Below are 12,028 nucleotides of genomic sequence, written 5' to 3' on the forward strand. Positions count from 1 at the left end.
CTAATTGCGATAATCCAAATGAAAGTACTATCAAAGCAATCAGAATTAAAGCAAATGGTACTAATATATGATCTTTTAAAAATGATGATTAATCTCTCCAGATGTAACTGGGAAAAAAGCGATGTAACCTAACAAAATTATTGGTATTAAAATTTCAATTCTGTATTTCATGATATTCCTTTACTCTTTAAACAGTCTTTAGGAAGCATAAAACCAGTATTGTAATTATTCAAATCTAATGACAGCCTGCGCTCATAGCTGTTTGACGAAGTCTAAACTTATTTACTTAAACTGTAAGATCAGATATGAGCTAATACACCTTATTTATTCACGTTATTTTGACTATCAGCTCAATAAGCATTGCTTGTGCTTAAATATAAGCATCACCATCAACGACTTTCTTTTTGTTTATTATGATACATTGCGTTATCCGCAGCCTTTATTAGATCTACCGCCGTTTCACCATGTTCACCAAAAAGCGCAAAACCTATACTAGCCGATAAGTGCACCTGCTGTGCTTGCCCGTCAATATCTGTAATATAAAAGTCATCACAAATAGCATTAAGCTGCTGTTGGCTCGCTTGTTCTGCATCTTCTGCATTTTTGATATGGGGCAGTAGGGTTACAAATTCATCGCCGCCAAAACGCGCAACAAAATCAGTAGAGCGGCTAAATAACGTGAGGCGGTTTGCAACATGTTGCAATAATTGATCGCCCGCATCATGGCCAAATTGGTCGTTAATAGGTTTAAAATTATCTAAGTCGATAAATAATATGGCAAACATTTCACCGTAGCGCTGGGCATGTTTTACTAATTCTTCGAGCTTAAGGTCGAGCGCCTTGCGACTATACAATTTTGTTAGTGCGTCACGATTCGCTGAATTTTCTAAAATCTGTAATAAATGGTGGCGTTCTTTTGAAAAGCGGATCACCCGTTGTAACAACGACGATGTGAGCTCTGATTTTGGCACATAATCTTGAGCTCCTAGTTGAATAAGTCTATCGCCCATAGCTTCATCAGCAACGCCTGTTACCACTACAATTGGCACCGATTGTGCGCTGTGCTTCACTGTTAGCATGGTATTGTAGCCGTCACTATCGGTCACATTTAAATCCATAATAATCAGGTCAGGCTTAAAATTAGTTAGGGCTTGCACCAACTTTTCTAACGAATCGAATGTCATTATGGAGTGACTAATAATCTTATCGTCTTTTAAGGCATTTCTGATCAGGTAAGCATCATCACTATCATCTTCTAGTAAATAAATGAGGTGATTAGATTTAAACTTTCTTTGCTCACTCATGTTTTATTTACCCTTTGCCAATAGTTTAATAATGCACTTAAAAAGTCTACCGTTTCATTTAGCCCTTGGGGTTTTCGCACATATGAATTAGCGCCTTGCTCATATGATAATTCAATATCGTGCGGACTATTTGAATTTGAATAAATCACAACAGGTACATTAGCCGCTTGTTTATTCGCTTTGATTTTTTTAAGTATTTCTAACCCACCGCTTTGTGGCATATTCAAATCTAGTAAAACCAAGCAATTAGAACCCAAATATTGCGCCAACGAATCGACAAATTGATTGCCATTATCAAAATGAGTCAACACTTTATCTTGATCTACTTTTTTGAGTGCTTGTTTTAGAATATATGCCTCATCAGGGTCATCATCAATCAAAATTAAATTTAGCAAAACTAGTACTCCTTAGGTAACTCGATAATAAACCGAGTGCCTTCACCTTCAATACTTTCACATCTAATTTGCGCGTTATGAACCTTTATTATTTGCGCTACAATTGCCAAACCAATGCCACTTCCCTCATATTGTTCACGGGTGTGTAACCGCTTAAACGGTTCAAAAATTCGTTTCGAGTGTGCTGAGTCAAGGCCAATACCGTTATCACTCAATGTAATTACAACGGTTGATTCATTCTCTTCAACACTAATGGCTATTTTTGGTGGTGTGTTAGTTTTGGCAAACTTAATGGCATTACCAATAAGGTTTTGCATTACTTGTGAGAAAAGCCCTACATCTACGGTGATTTTTTGCTGCTCATTTTCACATTCAATGCTGGCATTAGCACGCTCAATAACTAACTCGAGCCCTTCTAAAACAGGTGCCAAGATATGTTTAAATTCAACCGTATCAAAGCAAAGTGTATTAGTATTAATGCGCGATAGCTTAAGCAAATCTTCAATCATTTTGCTCAGCCTTTTAGCAGCCAACTGCAATCGCTCTAATTCAAATTCACTATCAGGATCTGATTTAAATTGTGATTGTAATCGTTGATAAATTGACTCGCTAAAAGCAGATATTTTTCGTAATGGCTCTTGTAAGTCATGAGATGCAATAAACGCAAATTGTTCCAAATACTCATTGGACGCTTTAAGTTTATTTAAAAACTCATTTTTATCGCTCACATCTACAAACGTGCCGAGCATACGTGTTGGCTTACCATCTTCATCGCGCTCTAAAACTGAATCAACAGAATAGCACCACACCCAATGCCCTTTTTTATGTCTGAAACGATATTCTAAATAGTGTTTTTCGTTACCCGGCGTATTTAAAATCACCTCCATGTGCTTGAGCACACTTGCCCTATCATCTGGGTGAAACTTCTCTAGTAAATCAACGTCATTAGTAAAATCTTCGAGGTCGTAGCCTAGTAGTTCAGTGTAGGTTTTGTTAATGCGCTCATTTTGTTGCGTCTCTAAATTGAAGATATAAAAACCACACACTGAACTGTCTAATAGGCTCTCTAAGAAATTATGGTTTTCGGCCAACTGTTGCTGCGATTCTTTCTCACTTGTGATATCAACTGCACTACCAATTAAGTGGTTTGCATTGACCGGATAAAGGGATGTTTTAAACCACTTAGCTTTACCTTCAAATGGAATATATTCAACATATTCCATTGGTTTGCCTTGCTCTATACAAGTAGAGTAACGTTCATATAAGTGTTGTTTTACTTCGTCGGGGAAAAAACTTAGCTCTGAAAGCTTTTTATTAATAATTTGCTGATGCGTGATGCCAGTCCATTTTAGAGCGGTATTATTGTAAGTCGTAAATTTAAAATCATTATCTAAGTATTCAACCACCCAAATACCATGATTTGTTCCCATAAAGAGCGCTTCTAAAAACTGAGTACGCTCATCGAGTAACGTTTGTGCTTGTTTTTGCTCATCAATATACCTTAACGAGCCAGACATCATGATTGGCACACCTTTATCATCGTAAATTGAGTTTCCGCGTGTTAAAAACCAGCCGTATTCTCCCTCACTGTTGCGCCCTAAATATTCAACTTCATATTTAACGCCTGTTTGTAGGTGAATGTCGACTGCTTGTTGCACGCTTTCTTGATAGGCTGGGTGAATATGATTGAACCAAGTTTCATAATTCGCCTCTTCTGTCTTAGCAAGACCTATTAATTCATAAAATTTAGGTGTCCATACCTGTTTGCCAGTAACGATATTCCAGTCCCAAATACCATCGTTCGTGGCTGAAATAGCACGCTCGAAACGGGCGTTTGTTTCTACTAGTTGTTGCTTTAAAGAAGCCACCTCTTTTAAATCTTTTAAGGTAATTAATAATTGAGTTTCACCTTCGTATTGTTTTTTATTTAAAATGATTTCAACACTTTTACTTAATGTTTCAGTGTATACATGGCCTATAAAATTAGTGCTTTCGTTAAACTCAAGCGAATCCGCATTTGATTGAATAATTCGTTCATATTCTTGGCTATTTGCATGGATTAAATTTCCGAGCTTATCCACTGGATTGCCAAATTCACTTCTAAAATGCTCATTCACAAACACAATATCGCCATGCTCATTAGCTAAGATAAAACTGAGTGGTAATGAATCGAGCATCCATTTAGTTTGAATATGCCCCTCCAATAACCCGGTAAGAATTTTATTTTCCCGTTTTGAAAAGCCGTATTGCGACTTAATGCCTTCGTATTGGGAAATCGTAGGCACTCTCAGTAAATCAGGTAATAATTTATAAAGATAAAATGCGGTAGTAATAGACACCAACGCAGTGACAGCTTTGGCAATACCATGATAGCCATAAACTCCCTGCCAAATAGTCCAAATACCAAACAGGTGAGTGATACCGCAAAACAAAATAAACAGAGAAAACAGCAAAAATACGTTGTGATAGCCAATATCATTACGTTTGCGCATAAACATAATCAGCGCAAAAGGTATTGAGAAATAAGCGGTTGCAATTAATAGATCAGAGACAACATGGGTCCATAAAATGTGGGGCTGCCAAAGATAACAATGCCCATGAGGCATGTAATCACCACGAAAAAACTGTTCTGTCATTGTGCTCAACTGAAATCCCTTTAATTACAGTGAAATTCTTATTGAGTATGGCAGACAGTGGTTAAAAAACAATTTGATAGCAATGTTTAGTGGTGGTCAGTATCACTCACTAATACCCTACTAAAAGAGTGTTAAATGCCTATTATTCTTTATCAAAACTATCGACGATAATTGCCCCCATTGATGCTGGCATTGAAATCACAACAACGCGCTTTAAGGCTATTAGCGGATCACTAAAAATAGGCAACTTATCAATGCTCAAAAGCACCAAACAGACAATTAAAAATGTAATTAGGTAAGCAATCACAATCCGAATAACAAACAAAAAACGGCGGGTATTAATATTTCGCTGAAAGACACTTTCAAAGGTGTAAAGGCTTAAAAAAATAAGCGATAAGCTAAAAAGCAGTAATAAGTTGCTAAAAGGCAGTGTTTGGGCTAGTTGCCATGCTTCTTCTGAAAATGAAATGGGTACCGCTAGGGCAAAAGCACCAACGCAAATTTGAATAATATCTTCAAAGTTAAAACTTTTTTTCATCATAAACAATTCGTAAAACACCCATTGCTGTTTTCAAAGATTAATAGAGATTTGGTTAAAAATCATTATAAATTAAAACCTTTTGGGCTTATTGTTGCGTTAAAGAATTATAAAACTGTTTTGAGAAAGACAATTTGTTATTATCAACTCAAATTATTAATTTATGACACTTCTAAATCGCTAAGATCAGAATATGGAAAAATACGAAGAGCTGCTTGTTTCTATCCGCAAGGTGATCCGAGCCATCGATTTACATTCAAAACAACTTAATAAGTCTTCAGGTTTGACCGGGCCGCAATTACTTATAATGCAAGAGATTGCCCGAGTTAAAGCCGTTACAGCAGGCGCCGTTGCCAAAGAAATTAATTTAAGTGCAGCAACAGTTACAAATATACTCGACAGATTAGAATCACGTGACTTAATAGAACGTGTCCGAAGTAAAGAAGATAAACGCCGCGTCAGCTTATTTCTTACTGAAAAAGGTAAATTGTCCTTAATTGACGCTCCTCAACCATTGCAAGATCACTTTATTCAAAATTTCTGTGCGCTTCAACAATGGGAACAAAGCCTATTACTTTCATCAATGCAACGTATTGCAAGTATGATGGATGCCACAGATCTTGATGCCGCGCCAATGTTAGAGATAGCACCAATGAGTGTGAGTACTAACGACGACAATAATAACTAACTTAGTTTATAACCAAACGCATCCACCACTTGGCTGCGCAAATCTTCTTTTAAACACTGGTTGTTACTGTCTGAAAGTAAAAACACACTTTCAAGGCTCTCACCCAGTGTGGTTACTTTGGCTGAATGAATAGACAAGGTGTGATTGCGAAACACCGAGCATATTTTATCGACATAGCTAGGGTTATTGAGTGTTGTTACTTTAAGCAACGTGCGCCCTCTTTTTGGTGTAGGTATAAATTCCACCATAGGTTCTGAGTCAAAGCTTTTGATTTTCTTTGCAACTGGTAATTTACAATCTTTGTAACCCTTAGTGATCACTTGCTCTATCTGCCTTATCACGCGCTCTATACGAAAACGTTCACACAGTTGCTCATCATTTACATCTAATACGCGAAACACCTCAAGCACATTACCGTCCTTTGTTTCAAGTAGTTCAGCATCTTTAACATTTACTTTAGAGCGCGTTAACGTATTGAAAATATCGACAAACAGTTTTTCTCGATTTGGGGTATATACCACTAACGTTGAGCAGCCTATTTGCTCACTTTGCGTGAGAAACACTAGTGGAAACTGACGAGTTGTTACTATTTTAGCTGTAATTTCTGCTAGTTCTTTTGCGCTTGTGAAAGTAAAAAAGCTGTTTGGCAGTGTTGACCAAAACGTTGTCACATCGTCAAGTGCGATATTATTTTTCGATAAAATCGTGTGGGCCTGCGCTTTATTCTCTCGGATCACAGTTCGCTGTTCAAAAATACTTTGCCCATCGGTTTTAAAGGCTTCTCTACATGCAATATAAAGCTGCTCAAGCGTAGCTGCTTGCCAATCATTCCATGCATCTTCATTTGTGGCCATTATATCGGCGGCAGTGAAGGTATATAACGCATTTAAACGTTCCAGCGATTTGATTTTTTTATTGAGAGATTTAATTGTACGGGGATCATAAATATCCAACGTACGGCTAGTATTTATAAATAACTCTTGCTGCTCTACTAACCAAACAACCAACTCAACTGATGCATTCTTTAAATTGTGAAAACGGGCAAATTCTCTTGCTAAAATAGCACTGGTACCGTGGCTTTCGCTCTCTTGCGAACCAGCAAGATGATGACAAAACGCCGCTAAAAACAAGGCCAATTTGTTTTGCACTCGTCCATAAGCAATGTGATAACTTTCTTGCGCTTCATGACAATTGGCAAAATCAGAAATATACGACACCGTTTTATACACGTGCTCATCAACCGTGTAGGCATTATGAATATCAAACTGCATGCGACCTTCACTTTGCGCCCACTGTGAAGAGTACATTTCAAGCACGCCGTAGCGGTGCATTAAACCAAGCACTTTTTTAAGCGTATTAGGCTGTTCGAACAATTTGATAAATTGCTCACGACAGCTTTGATAGTCTTGCAGCTCACCTAATAAACGATGACGAACTTTGCGTAATAATTGAAGGGTATTTGACGAAATACCTTTTGCATGCGGGTTTTCAGCAAGCAAACCAAATAGCTTGATTACTTGTGATTTATCAATAAAGACACTTGATGAATTAGTTTCAATCAAGCCATCCACCAGTGAAAAATGCTGATCAATTTTTTGTGAATGTTTTTGCTGATCTTTAGTAATACAACTGCGTAGATTTTCACATAAAATTTGATTTAGCTCTTGCAGTCGCGTCATAGCACGAAATAGCTGGCGCATCATACGTTCAATTGCCTGTTGTGCACTATCGCCACGACCAAATTTTAAAAACTCAGCCACTTGAGCTTGATATTCAAAGAGTAAAACTTCTTGTGCTCGGTTAGCCACACAATGAAGTGCCCAACGAATTCGGCAAATAAAGTCATAACACTCAATCAGCTCAAATTGCTCATCTTCTTGGAGCAGCTTACCTTCTGCTAGCAATTGATTATTTGATAGTTGTAAATGCTTTCTTGCCACCCACACTATGGTTTGGAAATCACGCAAACCGCCGGGGTTTGTTTTGATGTTTGGTTCCAAATAAAGTGCGGTATTTAGTGCCTTCTTATGGCGCGTTGATTGTTCTAACAGTTTTGCGTCAAAAAACGCATGATCTGTTATGTCATTTTTATCATACAAAAATGACAATAACTCATCTGCATGTTGGCTATCACCATATAAACAGCGAATATCGAGTAGGTTTGTTGCAATAGTAATGTCTTCGCGGGCATATTTTTTCGCTTGTGATAAAGTGCGAACAGAGTGACCAATATCAAGCCCTAAATCCCATAAGCCAGCAATAAATTCACGTAGTTTTGCCTCTGGAATATTCTTTTCATCAGCAACAATAACCGCAATATCAATATCGGAGTAGGGGTGAAGTGATGCTCGACCATAGCCTCCTACGGCATTTAACGAACAGCTTGAGTTTACAAGGCCGCACTCACGCCACATTTCAATTAAGATATGATCAAGCTCACATGCCCGTTCATTGAGTAATTGGCTAATTTGGCTTGTAAAAAATCGTGAATTTTGGTTATCAGTTAAGCTATCAAGCTGCTCTTTAAAAACGGTTTTCATGTGCCCTTCTCCTTCAAATTAATGACAATTGATTAATTTGATATCAAAGTTTCTGCGACCATACATTCATAGAAACAAGCTTGTTATTTACCAAGTTATTGTTTATTAGCCGACCACCGTATTCAAAATCGAGACGTGCAAATACTTTATTAATCGCAAACGATGATGCTCTGCAAACTGAATAAATAAATTCAACCCCATTGCTTTTGAGGTATTTACTGGCTTCATAGATTAAAGCAGAGGCAATGCCTTCATTACGAAATTGACTAAGTACTACCGTATCGTAGAGACGTGCATTCGGTGCATCTTTTTCATATTCGATGCGTACACAGGCAACAATCGCGTCCATATATTCGACACAAAAATAATCCACACCGTTTTTAATACTTTGTGATATGTAATGTTCATCGCCTATTGGAGAGCCATAGCTAGAAAAAGCTAATTGATAGAGTTTCGAAAGTGCACGTACATCAGCTTGGTTACACTTACGAAAAAACACCGGCTGCGAAAATGATGAAGGTTGCCATGTATCGACATTTTGCACTTCATTTAAAATATCATCACTTAAATCCATATGATCACAAGATGCGCGCTCTTCATCAAAAAAGCGAGAAATAAAAATAGCGTCCTGAAGACCAAAATAACCAGGCACCGTTGCCTCAATTTGATAACCGCGTTTAAGAAATGGCAATACTTGCGCATCTTTTACTTTCGCAATGATCTTGCTGTAACCACCTTGTTTAGCAAAATCTTCAACCTCTTTATGAAAGGTGTTTGGTAACTCAATTGTTGCATCCGTAATGTAAACACGGTCATTTAATTTACCAAATCGAATGTTGTTTCCAGTTAATGTCATTTCACTGTCAAATTGCGTCGCTGTCATCATCTAGTATCCTTGCTGTTAATTTGTATAAAAAGGGAATTTGTATGGTGTTAAAACAAGTCAATGTCGAACACACAAAACATAATTAGAATTGATAGCAATATGGTTAATTGAACATCGGTGGGAGTAATACATAATTATTTAATGTTAGCGTGTTTAAGAACTCTAACAGGTGTAAGTCTCTTTAAAATTAATTAGAACACTAAATAATATAACATTAGTTAGAATACTAATCAATTTATCGACTATTAAATAACCGAACACCCTATTTGAGATTGCATTTAGCGTGGCTATTTAATACAAAAAGAAAGTTTTTTGGTAGCTCGAATAGTCATTACTATCGTCTTTGATAGTAAATAGGCTTGATCGTTAGCGAAACAATGAAAGGTTTTTGAAGTAATGCGTATTATTAAAATACGCCATACTCCAATATCAAAAGCCAGGCAGGAATAGTAATAACGCTAAGCAGTGTACTCATCACAACGGTGCCTGCTACAACGCTTTGCCCATAATTTTGCTGGCAGGCAACAATATAGGCATTCACACCTGTTGGGCAGGCGGTTAATACAACTAAGGTCAAAACGAGATTTTGGCTTAGCTGAAATACCTCATGAGCCAATAAAAGCGTAAATAGCGGCAATAAAATTAATTTAATTAGACTGGCAGTCGCTATCTGCCCATAACTGCCTGCTAATCTGTATTGGTAGAGATTGGCACCCAAAATAAACAGTGCCAACGTCAACGCAGGTTTTGTCAATAAATGAAGTGAACTACTAATAAACTCCGGGAAATCTATGCCCGTCAGATTCATTAACAAACCAGCATAAATACCAACTAATAAAGGATTTTTGCAAAGCTCAAGCAAAAATGACTTAACATCAAACGCTTTATTGGTCGTAACACTTGTGAAAAAACTGGTTGCAGCAAATAACATCGCACTATGAAAACTTATTATCAAAAATACCAACGCTGTGACATTCGGCGAGATTAAACTGATTAAAATAGGCAAACCTACTATCACGGTATTGGAATAGGTACTGCCAAGCGCAAAAACTGCTCGCGATTCATTCACCTTTTTAAATACCCTTGGTGACACTAAATAAGTAAATAAAAAAGTCATAAAAACAGCGCCGTAAAAAGTTAAAAACACCGAATACGACAGCACACCTGACAAATTTGCCTGTGCAATGTTAATAAATAAAAAAAGTGGAAATAACCAACTAAAAGTGATTTTACTTATCTCTGAAATAGTACTTTGACTGACACGCCCAGTGCGAATGGCAAGGTAACCAAGCAAAACCAAAACAACTAACGGAAAAAGAGAGGCAAACATATCATTCTCATTTCGAGAAAAATGGGACTTTAATCAATTCACAGAAAAACAGCAAATGTCTTTATGAAATATCGTCTGCCTATATTTTACCCAGCATAGAAAACGAACTATATTTAAAAGTCAGGGTTATTTGTTGAGTAGTAATTATGATTGACCGTAGAGTAAACAATCCAAGATTTAATGAACATATGGATTTGTTAACGGACGAACAAAGAATAGCCATCTACGACTTGCATAACTATGGTTATGATTTAGCGTTTGTTCGAAATGTAGGAAACGGAAAGTTAGCGGTGCTGACGTTAGAAGATTCTATCGCCACCATTGACGATTATGGCGAGGTGAATACCAACCCATCAATCATAATTCGGTAAAAGCGAGCCACTTAGGCTCGCTTTTTTGTTTAACGCAAGGCAACTAAATTGTCAGTTGATTTTACACGCACTTTTGCGCCATCGCGCAGCATCTCACCACCACGGATTGCCACTTTTTCACCTAATGTTAATTCACCTTTCACTTCGATAAGTTCATTAAAACCACTACCAGGTGTCACAATGACTTGTTTAACAGTTAAATCGTCTTGCACTACATTCACATACACTTTGTCTTGGCGCAAAATAAGCGCATCTCGATGAACTGTAAGCGCATTATGTTTTGCACTACTGGCAAGGCTAACCCGCACCGCAGTGCCAATAGGTAACGAGCGATCGCTTAATGACACACGTACTTCCATGGTACGACTTAATTCGTCGCCTACCGGAACAAGAGCGCGAACTTTTGAGCTAAAACGACCTTCTTTGTTAGCAATAAATACATCATCACCCACTTGGTTAAATTGAGTATGAGAGAGTGGCGCATTAGCGCGTACTTCTAAATCATCAAGACTGACTAAACGCACCGCAGGTGCATTGGTTTGGCTAAATTCGCCAACTTGTTTATAACGCTCAACAATTGTGCCATCAAATGGTGCTACCAGCTGTGTTTTCTCTAATTGCAGGGCAATGCGTTGAAAGGTAATTTTAGCTTGTTCAAGCTCTTGTTTTGCCATGATCAGCTCAGCTTCTTTAGCCTCTAAGGCATCAAGAGAGGCGTTTTTACCAAGTTTTTCTAAACGTGTTAATTGGCGTTCAAGTAAAGTAACACGTGTATCAAAGCTTTTAATGCTGGCACTTGCTTGCTGTTTTTCAAGTTGCAAAAATGCATCATCCAAAAGCAAAATGGTATCGCCTTTTTTAAAGCGCTCACCTACTTCCGCAATGCGTTTTACTACACCTGAAACCTCAGTGGTCAGGCGCGAGTCAAAACGGCTTACCACTGTACCGGGTACCCACATTTGTTCAGCGATTTCGGCTTGTTCAACTTCTCCTAATGCAACTAACGGATCTGGACGTTCATTGGCACTGGCAAAACAGCTGATTAATGCCAGCAAGGTACATAAAATGGTTGAAATAACGTATCTCATAACTAATTCCCTTCCAGTTGCGTTTGAGTTGAAGTAACAGGAGTTGGTTGAACACTTGTTCGGGTTGAAAATTGTTTCAGTAGCGCTGGTAGCAGTACTAAGGTGAATAACGTCGAGAACAGCATGCCTCCCACAATCACAGCAGCAAGGCCGCGGTAGATAACACTGCCCTCACCCGGCATAATAAGCAGTGGTAACATGCCGAAAATACTGGTTAACGTGCTCATAAAAATTGGTCGTAAACGTAGTTTC

At 37.9% G+C, this 12,028-nt stretch carries 11 protein-coding genes; 2 read left to right on the forward strand and 9 right to left on the reverse strand.

Going from position 1 to position 12,028, the window contains the following annotated elements:
- Window positions 1-389 precede the first annotated feature (389 nt).
- The 4 genes from ON073_RS18760 to ON073_RS18775 all read right to left on the reverse strand — a co-directional run bounded on the left by ON073_RS18760 (window position 390) and on the right by ON073_RS18775 (window position 4,873).
- Window positions 390-1,304 carry a two-component system response regulator gene (locus tag ON073_RS18760; protein WP_274763411.1) on the reverse strand — a complete coding sequence of 305 codons (915 nt, stop codon included), beginning with the start codon at window positions 1,302-1,304 and terminating at the stop codon, window positions 390-392.
- Complete coding sequence (locus ON073_RS18765) at window positions 1,301-1,699, reverse strand: response regulator (protein WP_274763412.1); 399 nt, start codon at window positions 1,697-1,699, stop codon at window positions 1,301-1,303. Before ON073_RS18765 ends, ON073_RS18760 begins: the two co-directional genes overlap by 4 nt.
- A 2-nt stretch (window positions 1,700-1,701) precedes the next feature.
- Window positions 1,702-4,335, reverse strand: a complete 2,634-nt coding sequence (locus tag ON073_RS18770) for a PAS domain-containing sensor histidine kinase (protein ID WP_274763413.1) — start codon at window positions 4,333-4,335, stop codon at window positions 1,702-1,704.
- 142 nt (window positions 4,336-4,477) lie between these two features.
- Window positions 4,478-4,873 (reverse strand): DUF2391 family protein, encoded by a 396-nt coding sequence (locus ON073_RS18775; RefSeq protein WP_274763421.1) that lies wholly within the window; start codon window positions 4,871-4,873, stop codon window positions 4,478-4,480.
- A 193-nt stretch (window positions 4,874-5,066) separates the two neighbouring features.
- Between ON073_RS18775 and ON073_RS18780 the strand changes: the two genes are divergently transcribed.
- Window positions 5,067-5,561: a MarR family winged helix-turn-helix transcriptional regulator gene (locus tag ON073_RS18780; protein ID WP_274763414.1), complete on the forward strand. Its 495-nt coding sequence runs from the start codon at window positions 5,067-5,069 to the stop codon at window positions 5,559-5,561.
- Here ON073_RS18780 and glnD read toward each other — a convergent pair.
- The 3 genes from glnD to ON073_RS18795 all read right to left on the reverse strand — a co-directional run bounded on the left by glnD (window position 5,558) and on the right by ON073_RS18795 (window position 10,317).
- A complete protein-coding gene (glnD, locus tag ON073_RS18785) occupies window positions 5,558-8,101 on the reverse strand; it encodes a [protein-PII] uridylyltransferase (protein ID WP_274763415.1) in 2,544 nt (847 codons plus the stop codon). The two genes, ON073_RS18780 and glnD, sit on opposite strands and share 4 nt — an antisense overlap.
- A 43-nt stretch (window positions 8,102-8,144) precedes the next feature.
- Complete coding sequence (gene ablB, locus ON073_RS18790) at window positions 8,145-8,987, reverse strand: putative beta-lysine N-acetyltransferase (protein ID WP_274763416.1); 843 nt, start codon at window positions 8,985-8,987, stop codon at window positions 8,145-8,147.
- A 406-nt stretch (window positions 8,988-9,393) separates the two neighbouring features.
- The gene (locus ON073_RS18795; RefSeq protein WP_274763417.1) at window positions 9,394-10,317 is read right to left on the reverse strand and encodes an AEC family transporter; all 924 of its coding nucleotides are present in this window, start codon (window positions 10,315-10,317) and stop codon (window positions 9,394-9,396) included.
- Window positions 10,318-10,463: 146 nt separating this feature from the next.
- Here ON073_RS18795 and ON073_RS18800 point away from each other — a divergent pair, with 146 nt between their 5' ends.
- The gene (locus ON073_RS18800) at window positions 10,464-10,688 is read left to right on the forward strand and encodes a hypothetical protein (RefSeq protein ID WP_274763418.1); all 225 of its coding nucleotides are present in this window, start codon (window positions 10,464-10,466) and stop codon (window positions 10,686-10,688) included.
- A gap of 29 nt (window positions 10,689-10,717) precedes the next feature.
- On the opposite strand, the gene ON073_RS18805 is transcribed toward ON073_RS18800, so the two are convergent.
- Together ON073_RS18805 and ON073_RS18810 are read right to left on the reverse strand one after the other, a co-directional pair.
- Entirely contained in the window at window positions 10,718-11,776 is a 1,059-nt protein-coding gene (locus tag ON073_RS18805; RefSeq protein WP_274763419.1) for an efflux RND transporter periplasmic adaptor subunit, read from the reverse strand.
- Between the two features lie 2 nt (window positions 11,777-11,778).
- The coding region (locus ON073_RS18810) for an efflux RND transporter permease subunit (RefSeq protein ID WP_274763420.1) at window positions 11,779-12,028 on the reverse strand (250 nt) is incomplete at its 5' end.

Source organism: Pseudoalteromonas sp. G4, from assembly GCF_028875915.1.
Lineage (GTDB): Bacteria > Pseudomonadota > Gammaproteobacteria > Enterobacterales > Alteromonadaceae > Pseudoalteromonas.

Excerpts from the sequence above, each read along its gene's own strand:
- ablB (WP_274763416.1), bottom strand. The coding sequence starts at position 8,987 with ATGATGACAGCGACGCAATTTGACAGTGAAATGACATTAACTGGAAAC.
- ON073_RS18795 (WP_274763417.1), bottom strand. The coding sequence starts at position 10,317 with ATGTTTGCCTCTCTTTTTCCGTTAGTTGTTTTGGTTTTGCTTGGTTAC.
- ON073_RS18760 (WP_274763411.1), bottom strand. The coding sequence starts at position 1,304 with ATGAGTGAGCAAAGAAAGTTTAAATCTAATCACCTCATTTATTTACTA.
- ON073_RS18800 (WP_274763418.1), top strand. The coding sequence starts at position 10,464 with ATGATTGACCGTAGAGTAAACAATCCAAGATTTAATGAACATATGGAT.
- ON073_RS18780 (WP_274763414.1), top strand. The coding sequence starts at position 5,067 with ATGGAAAAATACGAAGAGCTGCTTGTTTCTATCCGCAAGGTGATCCGA.
- ON073_RS18775 (WP_274763421.1), bottom strand. The coding sequence starts at position 4,873 with ATGAAAAAAAGTTTTAACTTTGAAGATATTATTCAAATTTGCGTTGGT.
- glnD (WP_274763415.1), bottom strand. The coding sequence starts at position 8,101 with ATGAAAACCGTTTTTAAAGAGCAGCTTGATAGCTTAACTGATAACCAA.
- ON073_RS18770 (WP_274763413.1), bottom strand. The coding sequence starts at position 4,335 with ATGACAGAACAGTTTTTTCGTGGTGATTACATGCCTCATGGGCATTGT.
- ON073_RS18805 (WP_274763419.1), bottom strand. The coding sequence starts at position 11,776 with ATGAGATACGTTATTTCAACCATTTTATGTACCTTGCTGGCATTAATC.